Raw genomic sequence first — 23455 nt, forward strand, 5'->3', positions numbered from 1 at the left:
CTTATTTATCCCCAAGCCCATAACGGAAATAGAGTTGGGCTACTGTTTCGTTATAACTGCCGTAGGTGTCATATCCCATCTGTCCGCCAATGGTCATCTCTTTGTTAATCCGATAATCCGCCCCGAGATGGGCGTTATAACCAATACCGCTTTTGCTGTCTCCAGAATAATAGGACTCTGTGGCATTAGTGATCTCCAGCGCACTCTGCAAGCCCGGATTATTCGGATAATAGGCGCTGCGATCCTGAGAGAAGGATTGATAACCGATAGAAACGCCCGCTTTAAGGCTTAAATCATCATATCGCTGACGCCATTCCACCGGAAACGACAGCGATACGTAGTCCTGTGGACTAAAATAGCCTCCCTGCCCATAACTGTAATAACTGAGGTTATTGGCAAAATTCATCCAGCTCATGCTGATACCGGTTTTCAGCTCATGATTGCGGTCATGATACGGACGGACATAGACACCGGCATTGGCCATCACACCGGTATTACTTTTTACGTTCTCCCCCATGTAGTCGTAAGCACCGGCACCGCCGTAAAAGCCCACATCTCCATTATCGTAGCTAAGCAGTACACTGCCGCCGTTCTTGGTAACCTGCCCCCAATGCTTGCCGTTGAATGAATCACGAGCCCCCACATAAGACAGCAGGCTGTCGGTCACCGCACGTCGTTCCCCGGTCAACACCAGCGTGAGGTAGTCCGTCAGCTTCGGTGACCACTGCACGCCACCCAATACGGTACTCAGATCTTGCCCCAATGGAGTACTGCCCAGATCCAACTTGTATTTTTTGCCGGTCATGGACAAATTCAGCTCTGTACCGGAGGCATGCTGGCTACTAGGCGATACCTGCGACGTTGCCCCGGAACCAAAACGCCAACTGTTGGTGGCATCCACCGTTCCGGCACTGAGTGTCACCGGCGTCGCGGTAAAATTAATGCGCGTATCGCCAAACGATCCGCTGGACCAGGTCAGTGGGGCTTTGAACTCTGTCAGCTTGCCCAGGCCCGACTCGCCATCCCGACTCCGCATCTGCACCCCGGCTTGCAACCAACTGCCGGTGTCATGCTCCAGATCATCCATCATGCGGTTAATCTGATTAAAAGTTTCGACCTGCTGTGAGGTCACTTGCTTATCACCAGCGGTGGTAATCAGTGCATTGGGATCACTCCCGGCGATCTGCTGCCATGGCATCACGTTACGATAAACGGGCTGAGCGGTAGTACGGCTAGAAACCAACTCGGTACGATTGATAAATGGATTATCCGTCACACTCAGTCCGCCGATCGCCGGTGCCTTGCCGGGGGCTACGCCTTCCAGTCCCACCGCTTTCGCACGGGCGGCGCGCAGATAAGCGAGAGCCTGTTCTTTATTGCCCTCGGCATCCGATATTCGGGCCATCAGCAACAGACGGGCTGGCGTCTGTTCACCTTGCAGACCATTCGCCAGCGACCGTGCCTCCGCTACATTATTCTGCGCCAGCGCAATATTGATGGCTCCGACTCGCGCATCCTGCTGCGGGGTATCATGGGTCATCAGGAAAGCATAGACTTCCGCCGCCTCTTTGTTCATCTTGCCAGCTTGATAGAGCCGCGCCATGGCAAACATCAAGTCGATATTCTTTGGCTGCTGTTGCAGAGCACGAGCCAGTTTGTCATAGGCCGCAGCATACTGCTTATTCTCCCGCAGGCGGTCCGCATCCTGAATCACAAAGCCAGTATTCAACGCATCCAGTTGCGACGCGGTACTGCGTGCCGCCAGTTCTGGTCGGCTAAGCCAGGCTCGCGCTTCATCAGATAATCCCGCCTGATTCAACACGCTGATCTGAGCGGCATAATCCCCGGCATTCCCCTGAACGCCTCGCTGCATATTATTACGCACCACCGTGACTGCGGTACCGATATCGCCCGCAGCGGCCAGCGACCGTGCCAGATTACCGGCATCGACCGGATTCTCTGGTGGCGTCACCGTCAGCGCCCGCAACGTATTGGCAGCGGCAGCGTTTTCACCATCCGACAAGTAAACCTGTGCGGTCGCCATCTGCAAATTAAAGTTGGCCCGCTGCGCCAGCTCGCGAGTGGCGGTATTCTGACGACGAGCCGGGATCCGCGACAAAAGGAGGCGCACCTGTTGCCAGGCATGATTATCACTGGCAAACAGTGCGGCGGCATACAGCTCATCAGCACTGGCATCGGACCGAAATAGCGGCTGCATCAGGGCTGTGGCTGCATTCATATCGCCTTGCTGATGGTAAATACGCGCCAGGTCGAGCCGTAACCAGCTATTGTGCGGAAAACGCTGGATGCCCTGTTGCAATAACTGTATCGCCTTCGAGGTATTGCCCGCCGCCAGCGCTTGTTTGGCTTCATTGCGCACCGGATCGCCATTGTCCACCGGGTGAGGCTCGATACTTTTACGCACGCTCGCCGGCAGGGACGCAACCAGGGCATTCGCTTCCGCTACGCGATTTTGCTCCCGTAACACATAATAAAGCCCTTCTTTGGCGTTACGGTTATCCGCATTCGTTTGCAGCACGCTGCGATAAAGTTGTTCTGCCTGATCCATCTTATTGGTGCGACGCAACACATCAGCGCGGAACAGTTTCGCCGCCACGCCTTTGTCGCCGCTCATCTGAACCAGCGGCTCACTGAGGGTCAGCGCCTGCGCTGTGTCACCGGTCTTCATCGCCTGCTGAGCTTTGGCCAACTGGGCATAAAACCGGGCATCTTCCGCCTGTTGATGACGTTGGGTGCTGTCATTGCCTCCTAACTGGGATGCACGCTCCAGATAAGACGCCGCCGCAGCGAAATCGCCGCGCCGCTGGGCGGTATAACCCATCCCCGCCAGCGCATCTGGATCTTGTGGGTTAGCTTTGAGTGCCGACTCAAACGCCTTCTGCGCACCAGGTAAATCACTGCTGTTCAACGCCTGGAAACCTTTGCCTTTCTCATCACCACCCACATTCTTACGGTAATAATCCATCACCGCATTGTCCTGGGGATGCCGTTGCTGATAGGCCTGGTAGAGCGGCGCATCATCCACTCGCGGCTCCAGCCACAGCAACGCCTGACGCATCGCCTGATCGGCCTCTTCGCTGCCGGAAGCCAGTTCACGGAGGCGTGCCAATCCCTCGCGGCGGGTCGAATCCTGATAGGTCAACGCCTTGGCCAACGCCACTTCCGCCTTGCTATCCTGCGGATGGGACTTTGCAAACTCTCTTAATAAATCAATGGCCTGTGGGCGAAGCGTTGGATCTCCCGCCATGGTCAGATAATATTCTGCCGCTACACTTGCCGGCGGTTGATTCCCGACAAACAGATTGCGCCAGGTTTGCAGCGATGCACTAATATTGCCGCTGCGAGCCTGTTGGCGAGCCAGCGCCAGCTGTGCCGGCGGAATAGCCGCCGACTGCCGGGCATTATCCAGCGCCTGCAGGAGCGGATTATTAGGCGACACCGTAGTCAGGCGTGCACGCCATTTTGCCGCTTCCGCGTTGTCGCCGCTATTCTGGGCGTATAACGCCATCAGGTAGAGCGCCTGTGGGTTGTTGGCATCAACCAACAAGATTTTTTGCAGCGCATCACGGGCGAGATCATCATGGGAACGCTGATGCCAATAATCCGCCTGATCAAACAGCGCTTTCAGCACCGGGTTGGCTTCTGTCGCCAGCGCAGACAACGAAAATGCGCTGGTGACGATGACACTGGTCAAACATAACGCCTGGCGAATTCTGGCTGTTAATGTAGTCATCTTCATCATGGTGGCTCGCTTATTCTTATTTTGTGTCCGAATCATGCCGGGAAGACATCCTTTTTTCCGCCTGTCGTTTCAATACGCCGGTCAGTCCCACTCCCAGTATTGTGGCCAGTAACAGCCCCAGCACGGCTAACAAGGCAGAATGCTGGCTGGCGTACCAGACAAGCATCAGATACCAGGGCATTTCACCACGAGGAAACTGTGGACCGACCCGGAAACTGCGCGCACCATTTTCATCTGTGATAATGGTGGTATCACCACGGATCGCCGCATTAATATGGGAAGTATTCAGATCGCCATAGAGCTTCAGTAATTGTTCGTCACTGCTGCCGGTAGCCATCACCACTACACGTTTAGGGTTCCACGGTGAGCGATAACTGATAAAACCTCGCCAGTCGCCGTTAGACGAAAAATAGCGATCCGCCTCCATTGATGTACGTCCCCAATCGCCGCTCAACAAGTTACGCAGATGTTCCCAGACATTCGGCGTACTGACACCCAGCGTATGTCCATTGGCGTTGTAGGGGGAGTCGGCCAGCATCTGCTGATTAAACCCGGTCTGCTGAAGTGAACTCACGGCCAGCACATCACTGTTGTCGAGCTTTTGGCGCTCGACTGCAGAAGCCGGCATACCAAACATCACATGATTATGGTTAAGACTGACACCGGTGGAATCACCAGCGCGACCAGCCAGATCCAGCAACAGGCTGATTTCCACATTGGAAGGTGCCTTCGGCAACATCATCACCGTCTGGGCATAGTCGGCCAGGCGGGAGAACGGATAAGCGGCACCAATGAAATAAGACAGATTCGGCAACATCGTGAAATGACGAGTCTTGGTCAGATCGATGAAAGAACTGTCAATAATCTGGCTTTTGATGTTGTTGCTCAACAGCACACCACAGGGTGCATCCGCTTTAGCGTGAATATTGAAATAAAGCTGGAACTGGTTGTAGCCGTAAATCAGATAAGGATCGATCTTCAGCGTATAGCTCTCCTGACGGATATCCCCACCCAGTTTCTGCCAGAGATGCTGCAACAGGCCGGTTTTATCCACCGTCAGATTACGCAGAAACGTGCCATTGAGCATCACATTCAGGAACGAATGATCTTCATCAATCCAGCTTTCCGCAGGAAAACGGTAATTCAGTTGTACCGGGATAGTTTGCCCATCCCACAAGAACAGATCGGGTGCCGCCCGGAAATTAATGTGCAGCGCGTCATGCCACATACCACTGACGGTCATACTCTGATCTTTACGCAGCAGATCTCGCAACCGCACGGGGTGATCGGTAGTGATCCAACGTGGCGCATCGTATGCTTTGCGTAACGGAATTATTTGCGGTGTCACCGTCAACGATGATCCATCACCGGTCAGCGGTTGGCTCACCAGACGATAAGCCGCTTGCCGCAGTTGCGCTTCGTCCTTGCCGATCACCAGCATCAGCTTGTAAACCGGGTTAACCGGATTATTGATCAACTATAGTGTAGGACTGGTTACCTGCGGCAGGGCCAACGTTCCTATGCGTTCACCTGGCAGACCAAAGACAATACCGTTTTTCTGCGGCAGTGAGTCCCGCAACACCGGAAATGTCACCTTACGACCATCCATCTTCATACCCAGCCAAGATGCCACCAATGCCGCCGCACTCACCTGTGCTGGCGTCACCGCTGCTGGAAATACCATCGATACGGTGGCAGGCGTCATTTGTAATGGATCAATAAAAGGTTGTGGGAAATGCGATATATGCGTACCGAGGTCCAGTTGTTGGCCTTCCAACTGTAGCCGGGTAGATGACAAAATAGTCAGATTGTAGCGTGTCACACTATCACGTTCACATTGCAGGCGATCCGCACCATCAATCCGAAAGCTGAGGTTATTGTTAGACACTATCATCTCTGGCGGAATATCCAGCTGATAGTTGGCCATTTCACCAGCAGCGACGTCCAGCGGCACAGATCCTAATGGCTGGCCATTAAGCATCAATTGTATCGATGTATTGAGCTTGGCCAATTCGGGTGACACCCGTAGGGCAAGGTCGAGACGTGCATTGGTCACAATGTGATCACCCGGTAATGTAAAAATAATCCCGGCCTGGGTCTGACCACCCTCCAGGGTAATTCCCTGAGGCTGCCCCATTTGTGCCACAGTGATGCTACTGGATAACGGCTGGTAACCTGGACTGACGGTGTCAGCCGTACTACCTACGGCGTTGACGATAGAGGGCAACCAGGGAACTGCCACGCCGGATGAGTGTTTTGACGATGCGTCAGGCGTTGGTTGTTGCGATAACAACTGGTCTGGCACGGCAGCAGATGGGGCGGTGCTCAATGTGGTCGGATGCGAACGGTCACCTCCAGGGCTGAGTGTCGCCGGCACAGCAGCATCCTGCGTGTCTGCGGCAGCCGCTTCCTCGTTACCCGCCAGTACCAGAGTACCGCTCATACAAATCAGGAGAATAACCTTAAGAAAACGTGGCGTCATACCGACATATCCTCCCCTTTGTCCAGCGATTCATCCGGTGATGAGCTTGGTCGAGCAGCTTTACTACCCACGCTTTTTAGGGTCAGCCAGAAGAAGCTAATTACAGTGCTCACTACCATCCACAGGGAATGCAGTGGTCGGTCTTGCGGCCAGGGAGGGTTAATCCACGCATCAGCTCGTGCCAGTACCACTCGTACCAGCGCTCGGCGCTGGGCCAGCGGGATATCATCAAAATACAAACGAATGGTGTCATCGTCAGCCGCAACAAACTGCACCGCCAGACAAATTTCCTTGGGCTCAACCAACAATCCAATGGCTTCTATTTCGTCATGTTCATGGCGCTGATCCGGTGCCTTGATCTGGGCTCCGCCCATTGAGAGATTGATGGTGCTACTACGGGAAACCACTCCGCTGGCGTAGTAAATCATGACCGGCATATCGATATCGATACGAATGGTTTTGCGAACCTGCCTTGTCTCACGGGCCACAGCAATAGCCGCCAGCAATGTCAACAGACTGAACATCCCCCACGCAACATTCAACAGCGCCACATAAGGGTCAATATTGAAGTAATTATGGGCAAAAATACGCACCAGATTTATGCTCACACCAATAGCCAGCAGGATCGTGGCGACAATATGTGGACGTACAATGCGAAAATCAAAAAAGCCGTCATTCAACAGCCCTCCCTTGTCGGTGACATTAAATTTGCCGCGTTTTGGTGCAAACAAGGTCACAAACGTAGGGATCACCAAATGAAACGCCATCACCGTTTCATAGATTTCGCCCCAAAAGCTATAGCGGAAACGCCCATTCATCCGTGAATTTATATACAGGGACATCACTAAGTGCGGTAGGGCATAAGCGAAGATCATCGATGCCGAAGAGTGAATAATATTGAGATTAAACAATAAATAAGCCAGCGGTGCAGTCAGGAATACTACCCGTGGCAGGCCAAACTGAAAATGCAGCATGGCATTGAGATAGCACAATCGCTGCTGCCACGTCAGCCCGCGTCCAAATAATGGGTTATCAAGGCGGAAAATCTGCGTCATGCCGCGTGCCCAGCGGGTACGCTGAATCACATGCAATACCAACCGCTCAGTAGCCAATCCGGCAGCCAGAGGCATACTCAGAAAGGCAGATTTCCATCCCCGGCGCTGCATTTTCATGGCGGTATGCGCGTCTTCCGTCACGGTTTCCACCGCAAACCCGCCGACTTCCTCTAGCGCCGAACGGCGCATAACCGCACAGGAACCGCAGAAAAAAGTCGCATTCCAGGTGTCATTCCCTTTCTGTACCGGACCATAGAACAATTCACCTTCACTCGGTATCCGCTGGGCAGCCTTCAGGTTGCGTTCAAATGGATCCGGTGAATAAAAGTAGTGTGGCGTTTGCAGCAACGCCAGTTTTGGATCAGACAGGAACGGCCCAACGGTTGCCTGTAAAAAAATACGCTTAGCGACATGGTCACAATCAAACACGCAGATCAGCTCCCCTTGGGTAAGCGTCATCGCATGGTTAAGATTCCCGGCCTTGGCATGGATATTATTGTCACGGGTGATATAGCCAACACCCGCGTGTGCCGCAAATACGGCAAACTCACTGCGTTTTCCGTCATCCAGCAGATAAATCTTCATTTTATCGCGTGGATAATCAATACATTGTGCCGCCAGCACTGTATCCTGCACCACATCCAGGCTTTCGTTATAGGTGGGGATATAAATATCTACCGTGGGCCACAGACGCATATCATCGGGTAGTGGCTCGATGGTGCGCTCCAACGGCCAAAGGGTCTGTAAAAAACCCAGCAACAAAACAACCAAGACATAAAGTTCTGAAGCAAATAATCCGATACCCAGAATGGCTTCAAGATCAGAATTAAAATACAGTGTTCCCGTGGCTCGCCAATACATATATCGTATTGACATTAACGCCGACAGAATAACTAATATGACCGTAACATGACGTTGTTTATTACATCCCAGCAAAAACATCATGGCAATGCTTATCAAGCCAAATATATATTGTTTTTGGCTGTCCATCGGGGTAATGATAATCATTACCGCAACTGGCAGAAAGATCAGTAGCAGCAGATAAAATAGAATCTTTTTCATTGATTATCCCGTGCTGTGCGATGAAAAAAGGCCATACAAAGCCCCCTTTTGCCATAATTGGCAGGGGGCATATTAATTTCTTATTTAATTAAGGTATTTGTATATCGGTATGGACTTCGCCATTACCAATTCTTATATTTAATAGGCCAGCCACACGTTTTCCAATCAATTCAATATCGAAAGCCGCAGCCGAAACGGGGCTGGCATCAAAAATAGAGCACTGGGACGCATTTGCTTCAACTACGTTTTCATCGCGATGTATATTACCAAGCAATTTATCGGCCATACGCTGTTCCACAACAGCACTTACCTGACTACTGATTGAACGGCGGTTGTCCACCTGATTAAGCAACAGGTAATAACCTTTCTTGTAATTCAAGGACTGACCAATCATTTTGTTATCGTCAATACATGGTATCAGTGAAAGCGACGCAGTATCTGCCATCATCACCACCAGATGCAGGTCCGCCAGGTTTGTCATAGCTTTCAGTGCAGCGCTGGCGCCAGGTGGAAAATCAGCGATAATGACCATGCCGGGATAATTCAATAATGAGTTCAGACCGCGCTGTAAAAACTGGGGATCCGTTTCCAGATTGTGTTCGAAAGCGAGACGCTGAGATTCTGTGACACTACCGTATGGCAACACAAAGATATTATCCTTGGTGTTCAGTATTGAGTGTCCCCAGTCTGCGACCTCACCAGACTTTGCCACATAACCACGCTCATCAGAAACAGGCACACCAAAGTGCAGACGCAATGCATTTTGTACGTCGAAATCGATCGCCAGAACTTTACTTCCACTTCGGGCCAGCGAGTATGCCAGATTGGCAGCCATGGTTGTTTTACCCACGCCCCCCTTTGGCGAACAAACACAAACTAATGGCATGATGCGATTTTCTCCAGCAAAGGTTTAAGCAACATGGCCTTTGATGAAGGCTGAGATTGATGGTCATTCTGGGCACGAACAGTGAACAAATGCCGGAAGCGATCAGCGTCAGGCGTCGCCTGAACGGGTGCATCGACACTGCCGGGAGAGGTTTTCACAACAGAATCGGCAGGTACAATATCTACAACGCGTTTGTTTGCCATGCCGGTAGCAGGTGATGGTTTAGTTTGCGGTAACATCGCCGCGATGGAATGGATAAGGGAACGATGTTCATCAGATATTGGGGGCTCCACCCTCTTGACTGGGCTGAAGACTTTCGTTGATACAGAAAGTATATCTGCCCCGATAAACATGGGCTGGGTGATATTTATCAGTTGATCAGGCAATGATGCATCTTCATTTTTCTGGCTACCCAAGAAGTGTTTTATAATAGGCCAACCTGAAGCTTCTGACTGAAATAACGGCCTGGTAATTTCCTTGAAATTAATATCTTTTATCTGAGCTTTATCCTTAAAGCGCTGCATATCATCATAGCTTTTCATCTGATCTATATTCCCCTGGAAGGGTAGTTGATTAGCACTACGTTGCAGAGCAAAAAATAGTTGCCTAAGAACATTCTTATACCGAGATTTATGATAAAGGTAAATTCTTTAACTAAAATAATTGAATATTCTGTTGGTAACAAAATATTTCTTAGCGCAAAAAAGGGGATAAATAAAACAAAACATCAGACTTAAAATTACAATATGACAATAAAAATAATGTTTAGATATTCTAATAAATAAAAGCAGAAAGTCAGAAATACTCTGAAATAGTTATCATAAGTTTTCGGAAACCTGACGATATATAATATGGGCTACTGAAATATAGAGATTAGTTTAATGTGGCTAATGAATAATTTTAATCAATTAAAATAATACACCGGTATTCGTCAGCGGCAAATAGGGCATTCCAGAATGCTTTGCCGGGAATGTGCCTCCCCGGCCGATGATACCAAGACCTACCGAGCCAACGTTAATGACAGCAAACGGGCACCGAATACATTCACCAACAATCCCAGCATAATCAGTAATGTTCCCATTATCTGTAACAAAGATAATGTCTCGCCGAGCAGCAACCCCGCACTCAGCAACCCGACGATGGGGACCAGAAGCGACAATGGTGCCACTCGCCAGGTTTCATAACGTGCCAGCAGATTCCCCCAAATGCTATAACCAATAATGGTGGCAATAAACGCCAGATATATTAGGGCCATTACAGTCGACAGTCGGATATTTACCAGGCTGGAAACGATCACTTCCCGACCTTCAAATAGCCACGAGCAAAGCAAGAACGGCCCAACTGAAATCAACGCCCCCCACACTACCAGAGACATAATCTGAATACGGTACCGGCTCATGATCAATTTATTACAGATATTACCGCACGCCCAACACAGCGCCGCACCCAACGAAAGCAGCAGGGTACTCTGTGTCACACCGACAGTGGCAGAGCTAGCCGTTCCACTTTCGGCCAGCAGAACGATACCCGCTGCCGCGACCAGAATACCGGCTACCTGATTCCACTTCAGCCGTTCTCCCAACAGTAACGCACCAATCAGCAACGTGAAAAACGCCTGGGCCTGTAACACCAGCGACGCAATACCCGCCGGCATTCCCAGTTTGATGGCGCCGAATAAAAAAGCGAACTGACCAAAACTAATCGTTATGCCGTAGGCTGCCAACCAGCGAAAAGGCAAACGGGGAACCGGTACAAAAAAAATGGCTGGCAGCGCCACCAATAAAAAACGCAGTCCAGCCAGTAAAAACGGAGGTATATCGTGCAGACCAATTTTTATCACTACAAAATTGAGACCCCATATCACTACGACACAAAGCGCTAACAGCATATCTTTTATCGACATCAAAGGTTCCTTTCTATGAATCAGGCCGGCACTTTACCTGAGCACACCCACCCACCAGGATGCACTAGCGTCCAATAAAATTACACTCAAATACGGCTGATAAACATATACAGAACGGCATGATTCAAAGCAGACAACGTGCGCGTTTATAACAATATTTATAATGTTTTATACCCCAAATAATTCGAGTTGCAGGAAGGCGGTAAGAGAGTGAATCCCGAGGAGCTTACTCAGGTAAGTGATTCGGGTGAACGAACGCAGCCAACACACCTGCAACTTGAAGTATGACGGGTATATAACGACAATGCCATCCCCCGCACGTGTACAAGGAATGGCATGGTTCGGATATTCAACGCGATTCAGTTAAGCAGGGCTGATGTCAGACTGGTCGTTAGCCACCAGTCCTTTACTATCAGTGGTTATGCTCCTTGACCTTCTTCCTGATCAACAGCGAAACAGGCCACCAGCTGTCCATCATAGTTTTTCAGGTGCGGCTGCAACTGAGTACAGGTGCTGAAACAGCGCTGGCAACGAGCGTTAAACGCACAGCCCGGTGGTGGATTCAACGGGCTGGGGAGTTCACCAATCAGTTTGATGCGCTCACGACGCATATCTGGGTTTAGACGCGGCGTCGCAGACAATAGCGCCTGCGTGTAAGGATGACGTGGATTACTGAAGATGGCGTCTTTGCTGCCTTTCTCTACACAGCGTCCCAGGTACATCACCATCACTTCATCAGCGATATGTTCCACCACCGACAGGTCATGGGAAATAAACACATAAGACAGTCCCATATCCTGCTGCAAGTCCATCATCAGATTCAGTACTTGCGCACGCACCGAGACATCCAGCGCAGAAACCGGTTCATCGGCAATCACCACGTCCGGGTCCAGCATTAAACCACGGGCGATAGCGATACGCTGGCGCTGACCACCAGAGAACATATGTGGATAACGGTCGTAATGTTCGGTTTTCAGCCCGACTTTCGCCATCATGGCCAACGCTTTTTCACGGCGTTCGGCCTTACTCATATCGGTATTGATAACCAGTGGCTCTTCCAGGATCTGACCAACTTTTTTACGCGGGTTGAGTGATCCATAAGGATTCTGGAATACGATCTGGATCTTCTGTCGCCGCAGTTGCTGAGCCGTTTGATCTGGTTTCAGCAGATCCTGTCCCTGGTAATACAATTCACCCTGAGAAGGAATTTCGATCATGGTCAGCAGACGCCCCAGCGTAGACTTGCCACAACCAGACTCTCCCACCACCGCCAGCGTTTTACCTCGTTCCAATGTAAACGAGACACCATCCAGCGCTTTCACCAGACGTTCCGGTGCGAACAGGCCGCTTTTTACCGGGTAGTGTTTTTTCAAATCAATCGCCTGCAACAGCCATGGCTGTCCGGTTTCATTCATGGTCAGGCTCATACAGTCGGCCTCCCCGCATCATCCAACGGTGTGTGACATTTCACCTGGCGTCCCGGGATATCCCGCAGTTCAGGCTCTTCCCGGCGACAAAGATCGGTGGCGTAAGGGCAGCGTGGATTCAACAAACAGCCCTGCGGGCGGTCATATTTCCCTGGCACCACACCCGGCAGTGACGCCAGCCGGGATTTATCCGTCGAGAACTCCGGCAACGCACGTAACAACGCCTGGGTATAGGGATGACGCGGCGCACGGAAAAGATCTTCCGCCTTACCGGATTCCACTACCTGACCGGCGTACATCACAATAATGTGGTGTGCCGCTTCCGATACCAGCGCCAGATCGTGAGTAATCAAGATCAGCGCCATATTTTCTTCCTGCTGCAGTTCCAGCAGCAGTTCGATAATCTGCGCCTGAATAGTGACGTCCAGCGCCGTGGTTGGCTCATCAGCAATCAACAGTTTAGGACGACAGGCTATCGCCATGGCGATCATCACACGCTGGCTCATTCCGCCCGACAGCTGGTGCGGGTACACATCCAACCGCGACGCCGGATCGGGAATCCCCACCTGTATGAGCAGGTCAATGGCCCGCTGGCGACGGGTCTTGCGATTGCCACCCTGATGCACCTTGATAGCTTCCATGATCTGAAAGCCTACGGTGTAACACGGGTTAAGGCTGGTCATCGGATCCTGGAAAATCATCGCCACTTCCGATCCCACCAACTGACGCCGTTCTTTTTCTGAAATCCGCGTTAAATCGCGCTGGTTGAACTCCAGCTTGTCGGCCATCACTTTGCCGGGATAGTCAATCAGCCCCATGATTGCCAATGAACTGACCGATTTACCGGAGCCGGATTCCCCGACGATCCCCATCACTTGCCCTTGTTCCACCTGATAGCTGATACGGTCTACCGCACGAAACGGCAGCCCCTCATCACCAAAGTGTACGGACAGTTTATCTACATTGAGTAATGCCATCTCTCTACCTCTGTTACTGCTTGAGTTTGGGGTCGAGAGCATCACGCAAGCCGTCCCCCATCAGGTTAAATGCCAATACCGTCAGCAAAATTGCCATACCGGGGAATGTCACCACCCACCAGGCGCTCTGCGCAAACTGCAACACATCTGACAGCATGGTACCCCACTCTGGCGTAGGTGGCTGTGCCCCCATACCGAGGAAACCCAACGCAGCCATATCGAGAATGGCGTTAGAAAAACCCATTGATGCCTGCACAATCAGCGGTGCCAGACAGTTAGGGAAAATATTGATGAACATCTGACGCAAGTGTCCGGCACCCGCCACGCGTGAAGCGGTGACGTAGTCGCGGTTCACTTCCACCAATGCCGCAGCACGCGTCAGGCGTACATAATGCGGCAACGCCACAAACGTCAGCGCTATGGAGGCATTGACGATAGAAGGGCCGAAGATCGCCACCAGTACCAGCGCCAACAACAGACTTGGCAGCGCCAGCATGATATCGACTACACGCATGATGATAGAATCCACCACGCCGCCAAAGTAGCCAGCCATCAAGCCAAAGATGATGCCAAGAACCAACGACATCACCACCACCATACAGCCCACCAGCAATGACAGCCTGGCGCCATACATCAGACGAGAGAGAATATCGCGGCCCACATCGTCAGTACCCAGAATAAAATGCCAGCTACCACCCTCCTGCCACGCTGGTGGATTGAGCAACGAATTACGGAACTGTTCCGCTGGCAAATGAGGAGCCAATACGTTAGCGCCCAAGGCAATGGTGAACATCACCAGGATATAAACCAGGCCCACAACGGCCCCTTTATTACGTTTGAAATAGTGCCAGAATTCTTGCAACGGGGTCATCGGCTTGGGTGCACTATTAACTACAGATTCAGTGACTTGTGTCATCTCAGCCTTCCCTTATTTCTTATGCCGGATACGCGGGTTAACCACGCCATATAGCAAGTCCACCAGCAGGTTGACCAGAATAATCATGGTCGCGACCATCAGCACTCCGCCTTGTACCACCGGATAGTCACGACGTTGTAGCGCATCAATCAACCAGCGCCCCAACCCCGGCCAGGAGAAAATGGTTTCCGTCAGAATCGCGCCGGCCAACAGCGTACCTACCTGAAGCCCGATCACCGTCACGACTGGCAGCATGGCGTTACGCAGCGCATGCACCACAATCACCCGTAGACGACTTAGCCCTTTGGCGCGGGCGGTACGGATATAATCTTCTCCCAACACTTCCAGCATCGACGAACGCGTCATACGCACAATCACCGCCAGAGGAATGGTGCCGAGCACAACCGCCGGCAGAATCATATGCATTACTGCGTCTTTAAAATCACCCGGATCGCCCCAGATAAAGGTATCGATCAACATGAAACCGGTCAGCGGATGAGAGTTGTCCAAAAACAACGTATCCCCGACACGCCCGGCCACCGGCGTCAGATTAAAATGCACCGAGACCAGCATGATCAGCATAATACCCCACCAGAAAATCGGCATGGAGTAACCGGCCAGGGCAATACTCACGGCAGTATGATCGAAAATGGAGCCGCGTTTCACCGCCGCCAGCACACCCACCGGGATACCAACAATCACCGCGAAAATCATCGCGCAGACGCCCAGTTCCAGCGTGGCCTTAAAGCGCGGCACAAACTCGGTCCACACCGGAATGCGACTCTTGAGCGACACACCCAAATCACCATGCAACACGCCGTTGATATAGTGAAGGTACTGCTGCCATAACGGCTTATTCAGTCCCATTTCAGCCATTAGCTGTGCATGACGCGCGGGGGAAATACCGTGCTCTCCTGCCATGATCATCACCGGGTCACCGGGGATCATATGCACGAAAGCGAAAGTCAGTAGGGTAATACCAATAAACGTTGGGATAACCAGCCCCAAACGCCGGAGTATGAACTGCAACATATCCCGAACTCTCTATATATAGCTTTCCTGATACCATCAGGCTTAGCATTGCTCACACTGTGCAGACTGCGCACCGCCAACAGCGTCCACGCATTATGGCGAGACACAGACTTATTGGACGTTGAAACCTGCCCCTGTCGTTTCTCTACAGAAATAACAGGGGCGACAGCGTTGCCATCGCCCATAATGGATTGACTTATTGAATGATTAATCTAATGAAACGTGATTGAAGCTATGTATGCCACGCGGCTCAATAACATAACCTTTCACGTTTTTACGGATCGGTTCATACACGGTGGAGTGGGCCACAATCAATGCCGGAGCCTGATCGTGCATCACAACCTGAGCCTGCTTGTACAACTCAATACGTTTGGCCTGATCAGACGTGGTACGCGCTGGCTGGATCAAGTCTTCAAACGGCTTGTAACACCATCTGGAATAGTTAGAGCCCTTTTTCGCCGCATCACAGCTGAACAGCGTGGCGAAGAAGTTATCCGGATCCCCATTATCGCCGGTCCAGCCCATCAGTACAGTCTGGTGCTCACCATCTTTGGCGCGTTTTAGATACTCACCCCATTCATAGGTTACGATCTTGGCTTTCACACCGATTTTCGCCCAGTCAGCCTGGATCATTTCCGCCATACGACGAGCATTCGGGTTATAGGGACGCTGTACCGGCATCGCCCACAGATCGATAGAGAAACCATTTGGCAGACCAGCTTCTTTCAACAGCTCTTTCGCTTTTGCCGGATCGTAAGAATAATCTTTCACCGCATCGTTATAGCCCCACATGGTCGGTGGAATCAGGTTTTTGGCCGCCTGGCCCGCACCTTGATAAACCGCTTCAATGATAGCCTTCTTATTCACCGCATAAGTCAACGCCTGGCGGACCTTCACGTTATCCAACGGCTTTTTCTCTACGTTGAAAGCCAGGTAACCCACATTCAGGCCCGGTTTTTCCAGCAACGTGATGTCTTTGTCCTTCCTCATACTGGCCAGGTCGGCCGGATTCGGATACGGCATGATCTGGCATTCATCTTTCTGCAACTTGGCGTAACGCACAGACGCATCCGGCGTGATGGAGAAGACCAGGCGATCAATACCCGGTTTGGTACCCCAGAAACCGGCAAACTTTTTATACAAAATGCGAGAGTCTTTCTGATACTGCACTAACTGGAACGGACCAGTACCGATGGGATCCAGGTCAATTTTTTCCGGCGTACCGGCTTTCATCATATTATTGGCATATTCGGCAGACATAATGGACGCGAAGTCCATCGCCAAATCCGCCAGGAACGGCGCTTCGGCATGGGCCAGCTCAAAACGGACAGTGTAATCATCCACCTTCACTATTTTCTTGATCAGTTGTGGCATCCCCATGCCGTCAAAGTATTCATAGTTACCGCCAGATACTTTGTGGTAAGGGTTGTTGACGTCCAACTGACGTTCGAAAGAGAACAATACATCGTCAGCATCGAACGTACGGGTAGGCTTGAAAATTTTGCTGCTTTGCCACTTCACGCCTTTACGCAGGTGGAAAGTATAGACTTTGCCATCAGCACTGATGTCCCATTTTTCCGCCAGGCCTGGTTCAATCTCGGTAGTACCCGGTTTGAATGCAATCAGACGGTTGTAGATTGGAACGGAACTGGCGTCAAATGTCGTGCCGGAAGTAAACAACTGTGGATTAAAACCTTCCGGAGAACCTTCTGAGCAATACACCAGTGTTTTTGCTTGTACGCCAGCCGCTACGGACAGCGCCAATAAACCAAGGCCGAATTTCAGTACCCTTGATTTAAAAAGGGATTTAGCCATTACTTGTGCTCCATTGTGGATGTTGTGTGTTAGCAGTCAGACCTATTTTTCTTTATCTCGATAGTCTGTACTTTGTTGCCCGTAGGCATGGTTCGATAACCGGGGGAATAATGCGCAGAATAAGCAGGAAAAACTCCGCTAACCCAACTGAATAACCGTCATTCATTCAGGCAATCCGCTGCTCTTCCTCCTTGTAACGTCACCAATTTGTCAATAGATCATAATAACGTCAATATAACCTGTAATGATTTACAAAAAATACTTATATAAGTCATCAGAAATAAATGAGCATATTAAGCGCAATTAATAGTCATAAAATCCACAAAAAATTAAAAAAATGGCAATAAACACTACTTGTTGCGCCAAAAGCAATAATTGTCACCATAAAAAAAACATAAGATAACCCTTTCAAATGCTGAATAACTGAGCATTTATTTTTGTTAAAAAGGTTAAAGTGAAGTTAAGATAATAACAAAACGCACAACAGGGTGATATTTTTCTATCATCCAGAGACACAGTCAAAAACTATCTACGCGACATAAAAAAACTTTATGGCTAATGAATCAAACTGACTCTCGTTCGGCATGAACGCTCATGGACAGCGTCACATTGAGACGGGAAAAAAACAGGCGGCAGACGCTCATTTCAACCATCCGTCATGCCATACAGATAGGTAAGTATAGTCAAAAAAAATCGAACCAATTCCCTCTGTCATCTTTCAAATTGCAGGTAACGTTGACTGCACTCAATTACCCGGCTCATCCCTGGGTTTCGCCCCTTTAGGGCCGCTGCAAACAACGCTCAACTCTGCTTCCGACAGATTTGTCACCCCAATCCTTGATTTATATAAGCGCCTGAAGATTCACTCGCCTCTCGCCTTCCTGTATCATGAGCTTTACCGGGCATATGCTCAGGGAATATTATTTATATTAGTTATTAAAGTTTAATATTCACTTATTATTATTAGATAGTATTGTTAGTGTTCTATTAATGACAGTCGCTAACATTAGTTATTTATCTCATCACTTTCCTGCTAAATAAGTTTAATTACAAAATCAAGACTTAAGTTATTTAAAAACATTCTGCCATCAACTTCACAATTCCTTCACGCGAATCTTTAATACATATTATTTTTAACATTTAACCATGCTAGATTACCTTCAACAGAATAATCATGTTAAAAACTCACACCGTTATTTACTCCATGATTATGTGTAAAAAATAAGTAGATTCTCCTACGCGTTTTGAAAAAAATATACTCTAGATAATTCGATTTTCAGGAAGGCGGCAAGTGAAGGAATCCCGATGACCTTACTCAATTAAGTGATTCTGGTGACAAATCTGCTGGAAGCAGAGTTGAGCGTTGCTTGCAGCGGCCCTAAAAGGGCGAGGTCCAGGGATGGGTCAAGTATTTAAACGCAGCCAACGCACATGCCACTTGAAGTATGACGAGTATAGAAACGCTCTGTACCATATAACAGGGTTAATATAATGAGAAAAACAGAAACTGATGTCATGAGTGAGAATGTTTTTACTCCACTATCGCCAACAGGTTTTATGGGCAGTTTAAATAAAACGCAGATTGGTTCTGTTCCCGTTATTCTTTTTCTGGCTATTTCAGCCATTGTTTTTATTGCCGCTTATGCCAGCTATTTACCCAAGAACATGATTGGCGGTTTCGCCGTTATCATGACGTTGGGTTTTTTACTGGCTCATATCGGACGCCTTATTCCAATATTGAAAGATATTGGCGGTCCAGCCATTCTCTGCCTGATGGTTCCTTCCATATTAGTTTATTTTCATATTTTTAAACCTAATACATTAGATACCGTCAAGTTACTGATGAAAGAGGCCAATTTCCTTTATTTTGTCATCGCCAGTCTGGTGGTCGGCAGTATTTTGGGCATGAACCGGGTCGTTCTGATCCAGGGAATGGTCCGTATGTTTGTACCACTGGTTATCGGCACTGTTACCGCCGTCGTCACCGGCCTGTTGGTAGGGAAACTGTTCGGCTACAGCTTTTACCACACCTTCTTTTTCATTATCGTCCCTATTATCGGTGGCGGTATTGGTGAAGGCATTCTGCCGCTGTCACTGGCGTACTCAGCCATTCTGGGACATACACCAGACGTGTATGTGGCGCAGTTGGCACCTGCCGCAGTGGTGGGCAACATTTTTGCGATTGTTTGTGCTGGCGTGTTATCTCGTCTCGGCACCAAACGTAAGACATTGAGTGGTGAAGGGAAACTGGTTAGAAATAATGAGGATAACGCGATTTTTGCAGTCAGCGAAGCCGCAAAACCCGTTGACTTTCATCTGATGGGGGGGTGGATTACTGTTGATTTGCACCTTCTTTATCCTCGGTGGACTGTTTGAAAAAGTCTTCCACATCCCCGGCCCAGTGTTGATGATTCTGATTGCCGTATTGTGTAAATACGCCCACCTTATCCCTGACAGCATGGAAACCGGGGCCAACAGTTTTTACAAGTTCGTTTCCAGCTCACTGGTATGGCCGTTGATGATCGGTCTGGGCATGCTCTATGTGCCACTGGAAAGCGTCGTGGCTGTCTTCTCGGTGGGTTACGTCATCGTGTGTGGTTCAGTGGTGATTTCCATGGCGCTGGTCAGTTTCTTCATCGCGCCTTACCTGAATATGTATCCGGTGGATGCCGCGATCGTCACCAGTTGCCACAGCGGTCTGGGTGGCACGGGCGACGTGGCCATTCTGTCGGCGTCCAACCGTATGTCACTGATGCCATTCGCCCAGATTGCCACCCGAATCGGTGGTGCTTCCACGGTGATTGGTGCAACACTGCTGTTAGGCGCAATAATATAAACCATTGCGTCTCTATCGCAGTTAACTAAAAGGCCGCATCGTGTCACGTCAAGGTTGATAACAACGTGCGCATAGCGGCGATAACGGGGAGATCGTAAAGACGCTGTAAATACATCCCCGTAAGCTTAAGCCGCGTCATCCCTGGCGCGGATGCTTTACTCTTCTCCCCCATTACCGCCGTTCTGATGCCGTATATGAGGTTATCAACAGACCGGGCATCATGTCATACCAGGGCCGTTATTATCATTAGAATGAATAACCGTTCAGCTAATACCAGCCTGATGCAAATCATGCAGATTAATTGCCCCCACCAGTCGACCTTCGCTATCGACTACCGGCGCGGCGGAAATATGTTCATGATGCAGCGCATCCAGCGCGGCACTCGCCCGCCACTCCTCGGGGAGTTGATAACCGGGTTGGGTCATCGCCTGCAGGATAGAGGCATCAAGTGTTTTACCTTTTATCAGCCAGCGACGTAAATCACCGTCGGTGAACACGCCGGCTACACGGTTTTCCGCATCGCAAACTGCGATCAATCCCAGGCCGGTACGGCTGAGTTCCAGCATCGCATCCATCACCGAACCCTGTAATTCAATTCTGGGCAACCGGTCACCACATCTCATCACGTGATGTACCCGGTTCAATAACCGAGCCCCCAGACTTCCCCCCGGATGTGAACGGGCAAACTGTTCCGCACTGAAGCCACGATAACGCATCAAGGCCATAGCCAGTGCATCACCCATCATCAGCGTGTTTACCGCACTGGATGTCGGTGCCAATCCCATCGGGCAGGCTTCGCGAGCGACGCTGACATCAAGCACACAGGTCGCTGCCAACCCTAATGGTGATTCTGCGTTACCGGTCAGCGCGATGACCGGGATCTGACTTTCCGCCAGCAGGGGAAGCAGGATATTCAATTCCTGCGCCCGGCCGGAATAAGAGATAAAAATCACCACATCCTGCGGGCCAATCATGCCCAGATCACCATGCAATGCTTCAGCCGGGTGAACGAAGAACGCCGGAGTGCCGGTACTGGCCAGGTATGCTGCAATCTTTTTACCGACATGTCCCGATTTTCCCATCCCCGATACCACTACCTTTCCCTGACATTCCAGCAACAGGTTACAGGCATGGATCGTGCGCTCATCCAATCGCGCCAACATACGCTGAGCTTCAGCAATTTCTATTTCCAGCGTTTCCCGGGCAAACGCCAGTAAACGGTCACTCATCATCACTCTCCCACCAGAATCACATTGATTCCCTTCGCCCTCAATGTGTCGAGGTATTCCGGGCTAATGCCGCTGTCGGTAATCAAGATATCCACTGCACTCAGCTCACAAACGACATTCGGACTTTTACGACCGAATTTGGACGAGTCCACCAGAAGGATCCGTTGCTGGGCGGCGCGGCACATCGCCTGACTGACTGCATGAAGCTCATTGAATGTCGTTACACCGGCATTGATATCGACGCCATCCGCACCGATAAACAGTTTGTCAAAGTTGAAATGGGAAAAGGCGGCTTCCGCCAGACTGCCGTGAAAAGAGGCAGACGTTTTACGGTACGTTCCTCCCGGCATCAGAATGGTTTGATCATTATCCAACTCAACCAATTCATTCACGATGCTCAGGCTGTTAGTCATCACGGTGATATTATTGAATTGCGTCAGCCAGGGCACCATTTGCAACACCGTACTGCCCGCATCAAAAATCAGCGAGTCGCCGTCATTAATCAGTTGCACGGCGGCATAAGCAATCTGTTTTTTCTTGGCGGTATTGATGTGGGTTTTACGATCAATCGGCTGATCGCCTTCTTCACGGCTGAGTACCACACCGCCATAAGTGCGGATTACGGCGCCTTCGTCTTCCAGAATAGCCAAATCCTTGCGGATAGTCGTACCGGTCGTGGCAAACTGACTGGATAAGTCTTCCACCGAGGCTTTACCGTTTGCTTGCAGATATTCCAGGATCTCTGCCTGACGCTGCTTAGGTTTCATAACGATTTTATCCCAACATGCTATTTCCATCACTTCCTTTACAAGATAAGACAATTAAAACGTCGCCAAATGAAAGAAAGTTTCTTTTAAAATGAAAATATCATGTTTTCGGTTTAATCGCTAATGAAAGCGCAGTCTGACATGCTGGTTCCTTTGGAAAGATCACATTTGGCACCAATTGACTTCTTGGTAGGCCAATTAATGCCGTCATGTGGCGCGGACGAGCAAATACTGTCAATCCACGCATGATAAAACCATCACAGACCCGGTCATGTTCATCAAACGCCAGCGCCATGACCACTCTGGCTTTAAAGCGTCCGGCTGAACGCCCGACACCAACCGTAACACACTGACGGCACAGGGTTTCAAACGCCTGATTGAAACGGTGTAGTTGCCACCAGCCCAGAATAATCTGCAAAAGCCAGGCACAGATGGCGCACATAATCAATAAAGATGCCGAACTCATAGAATCCTCCCGGGACATAACCCTCGGCACGAGGCCGAGGGGGAAACACACATCAGAACATCACCTGTCCTCCAGTGATGTTAATCGACTGCCCGGTACAGTAAGAGGCTTTGTCACTGGCATAATAAAGCAAAGTGTTAAGAACATCCTGGTAATCACAGCCACGTTTCAGTGGAACCTTGTCGGTATAATACTTTTCGACCTCATCCGGCCGAATGCCCAGCTTTTTGGCGTATTGCGGCAATAGTGACTGAAACATGGGCGATTTCAGCAGGTTTCCCAGCATCAGCGAATGCACGGTAATACCAAATTCGGCCAGATCCAGTGCCAGTGATTGCGTCAACCCGACGCCACCAAATTTGGCCGCACTGTAACCGGAATTATGCTTGCTGCCCACCTTACCGGATTTAGAGTTAATCTGAATAATACGCCCGGCAATACCATCACGAATCATCAGTTTGGAAAACTCACGGGCACACAGAAAATACCCCACCAGATTGACCTGCAAAGACAAATCGAAATCATCAAGCTGAAACTGTGTAATAGGGGCTGCTTTGGCTGTCCCTGCGCTGTACACCAGCAGATTGACCTGGCCAAACCGGGTATCAACCTCTTGCGCCAGTTTTTCAACCTGTGTTTCCTCTGTTGCATCGGTACCAAAACCATAGGCGCTCCCTTCGCCATAACGGGCGTTAATCCCTTGTGCAATCTGCTCGGCATGCTGCGCATTCAAATCGGCAACCGCCACGCGATAACCGGCTTCAGCCAGACCTTCACACAGGAACGCACCGAGAGTTTGCCCACCACCGATGACCACCGCAACCTGTTTCATATGCTTC

Annotated in this window: 14 protein-coding genes and 2 pseudogenes; 1 reads left to right on the forward strand and 15 read right to left on the reverse strand. The window is 50.2% G+C overall.

Annotation, left to right across the window (positions count from 1 at the left end):
* Position 1 precedes the first annotated feature (1 nt).
* The 11 genes and pseudogenes from PCO85_22275 to PCO85_22325 all read right to left on the reverse strand — a co-directional run bounded on the left by PCO85_22275 (position 2) and on the right by PCO85_22325 (position 17318).
* Positions 2-3760, reverse strand: a complete 3759-nt coding sequence (locus PCO85_22275; GenBank protein WJV56178.1) for a cellulose synthase subunit BcsC-related outer membrane protein — start codon at positions 3758-3760, stop codon at positions 2-4.
* 19 nt (positions 3761-3779) lie between these two features.
* Positions 3780-6245, reverse strand: a pseudogene (gene bcsB / locus PCO85_22280) (cellulose biosynthesis cyclic di-GMP-binding regulatory protein BcsB).
* Positions 6242-8362, reverse strand: a complete 2121-nt coding sequence (bcsA, locus tag PCO85_22285) for a UDP-forming cellulose synthase catalytic subunit (GenBank protein ID WJV53816.1) — start codon at positions 8360-8362, stop codon at positions 6242-6244. The pseudogene bcsB and the gene bcsA overlap by 4 nt, the downstream one beginning before the upstream one ends.
* A gap of 88 nt (positions 8363-8450) precedes the next feature.
* A complete protein-coding gene (gene bcsQ, locus PCO85_22290; GenBank protein WJV53817.1) occupies positions 8451-9248 on the reverse strand; it encodes a cellulose biosynthesis protein BcsQ in 798 nt (265 codons plus the stop codon).
* Entirely contained in the window at positions 9239-9790 is a 552-nt protein-coding gene (bcsO, locus tag PCO85_22295) for a cellulose biosynthesis protein BcsO (GenBank protein WJV53818.1), read from the reverse strand. Before bcsO ends, bcsQ begins: the two co-directional genes overlap by 10 nt.
* A gap of 458 nt (positions 9791-10248) precedes the next feature.
* A complete protein-coding gene (locus PCO85_22300) occupies positions 10249-11151 on the reverse strand; it encodes an EamA family transporter (GenBank protein WJV53819.1) in 903 nt (300 codons plus the stop codon).
* A 419-nt stretch (positions 11152-11570) separates the two neighbouring features.
* Positions 11571-12578, reverse strand: a complete 1008-nt coding sequence (locus PCO85_22305) for a peptide ABC transporter ATP-binding protein (protein ID WJV53820.1) — start codon at positions 12576-12578, stop codon at positions 11571-11573.
* On the reverse strand, positions 12575-13555 hold the full coding sequence (gene dppD, locus PCO85_22310; protein WJV53821.1) for a dipeptide ABC transporter ATP-binding protein: 981 nt from the start codon (positions 13553-13555) through the stop codon (positions 12575-12577). The genes PCO85_22305 and dppD overlap by 4 nt, the downstream gene beginning before the upstream one ends.
* A gap of 13 nt (positions 13556-13568) precedes the next feature.
* Positions 13569-14471, reverse strand: a complete 903-nt coding sequence (dppC, locus tag PCO85_22315) for a dipeptide ABC transporter permease DppC (GenBank protein WJV53822.1) — start codon at positions 14469-14471, stop codon at positions 13569-13571.
* A gap of 12 nt (positions 14472-14483) precedes the next feature.
* On the reverse strand, positions 14484-15503 hold the full coding sequence (gene dppB, locus PCO85_22320; GenBank protein ID WJV53823.1) for a dipeptide ABC transporter permease DppB: 1020 nt from the start codon (positions 15501-15503) through the stop codon (positions 14484-14486).
* Between the two features lie 207 nt (positions 15504-15710).
* A complete protein-coding gene (locus tag PCO85_22325; GenBank protein WJV53824.1) occupies positions 15711-17318 on the reverse strand; it encodes an ABC transporter substrate-binding protein in 1608 nt (535 codons plus the stop codon).
* A 1515-nt stretch (positions 17319-18833) separates the two neighbouring features.
* Here PCO85_22325 and PCO85_22330 point away from each other — a divergent pair.
* Positions 18834-20154, forward strand: a pseudogene (locus PCO85_22330) (2-hydroxycarboxylate transporter family protein).
* A gap of 263 nt (positions 20155-20417) precedes the next feature.
* Here the strand turns inward: PCO85_22330 and gutQ are convergent.
* The 4 genes from gutQ to srlD all read right to left on the reverse strand — a co-directional run bounded on the left by gutQ (position 20418) and on the right by srlD (position 23448).
* Positions 20418-21383, reverse strand: coding sequence for an arabinose-5-phosphate isomerase GutQ (gene gutQ / locus PCO85_22335; GenBank protein WJV56179.1), 966 nt, complete (start codon positions 21381-21383; stop codon positions 20418-20420).
* A 2-nt stretch (positions 21384-21385) separates the two neighbouring features.
* The gene (locus PCO85_22340) at positions 21386-22150 is read right to left on the reverse strand and encodes a DNA-binding transcriptional repressor (GenBank protein ID WJV53825.1); all 765 of its coding nucleotides are present in this window, start codon (positions 22148-22150) and stop codon (positions 21386-21388) included.
* A 100-nt stretch (positions 22151-22250) separates the two neighbouring features.
* Entirely contained in the window at positions 22251-22616 is a 366-nt protein-coding gene (gene gutM, locus PCO85_22345; GenBank protein ID WJV53826.1) for a transcriptional regulator GutM, read from the reverse strand.
* A 52-nt stretch (positions 22617-22668) separates the two neighbouring features.
* Positions 22669-23448, reverse strand: a complete 780-nt coding sequence (gene srlD / locus PCO85_22350) for a sorbitol-6-phosphate dehydrogenase (protein WJV53827.1) — start codon at positions 23446-23448, stop codon at positions 22669-22671.
* Positions 23449-23455: the final 7 nt, after the last annotated feature.

Source organism: Prodigiosinella aquatilis, assembly GCA_030388725.1.
Taxonomy (GTDB): domain Bacteria; phylum Pseudomonadota; class Gammaproteobacteria; order Enterobacterales; family Enterobacteriaceae; genus Prodigiosinella; species Prodigiosinella aquatilis.

Coding starts and splice junctions, on each gene's coding strand:
- PCO85_22275 (WJV56178.1), bottom strand. CDS start 3,760: ATGAAGATGACTACATTAACAGCCAGAATTCGCCAGGCGTTATGTTTG.
- bcsA (WJV53816.1), bottom strand. CDS start 8,362: ATGAAAAAGATTCTATTTTATCTGCTGCTACTGATCTTTCTGCCAGTT.
- bcsQ (WJV53817.1), bottom strand. CDS start 9,248: ATGCCATTAGTTTGTGTTTGTTCGCCAAAGGGGGGCGTGGGTAAAACA.
- bcsO (WJV53818.1), bottom strand. CDS start 9,790: ATGAAAAGCTATGATGATATGCAGCGCTTTAAGGATAAAGCTCAGATA.
- PCO85_22300 (WJV53819.1), bottom strand. CDS start 11,151: ATGTCGATAAAAGATATGCTGTTAGCGCTTTGTGTCGTAGTGATATGG.
- PCO85_22305 (WJV53820.1), bottom strand. CDS start 12,578: ATGAGCCTGACCATGAATGAAACCGGACAGCCATGGCTGTTGCAGGCG.
- dppD (WJV53821.1), bottom strand. CDS start 13,555: ATGGCATTACTCAATGTAGATAAACTGTCCGTACACTTTGGTGATGAG.
- dppC (WJV53822.1), bottom strand. CDS start 14,471: ATGACACAAGTCACTGAATCTGTAGTTAATAGTGCACCCAAGCCGATG.
- dppB (WJV53823.1), bottom strand. CDS start 15,503: ATGTTGCAGTTCATACTCCGGCGTTTGGGGCTGGTTATCCCAACGTTT.
- PCO85_22325 (WJV53824.1), bottom strand. CDS start 17,318: ATGGCTAAATCCCTTTTTAAATCAAGGGTACTGAAATTCGGCCTTGGT.
- gutQ (WJV56179.1), bottom strand. CDS start 21,383: ATGAGTGACCGTTTACTGGCGTTTGCCCGGGAAACGCTGGAAATAGAA.
- PCO85_22340 (WJV53825.1), bottom strand. CDS start 22,150: ATGAAACCTAAGCAGCGTCAGGCAGAGATCCTGGAATATCTGCAAGCA.
- gutM (WJV53826.1), bottom strand. CDS start 22,616: ATGAGTTCGGCATCTTTATTGATTATGTGCGCCATCTGTGCCTGGCTT.
- srlD (WJV53827.1), bottom strand. CDS start 23,448: ATGAAACAGGTTGCGGTGGTCATCGGTGGTGGGCAAACTCTCGGTGCG.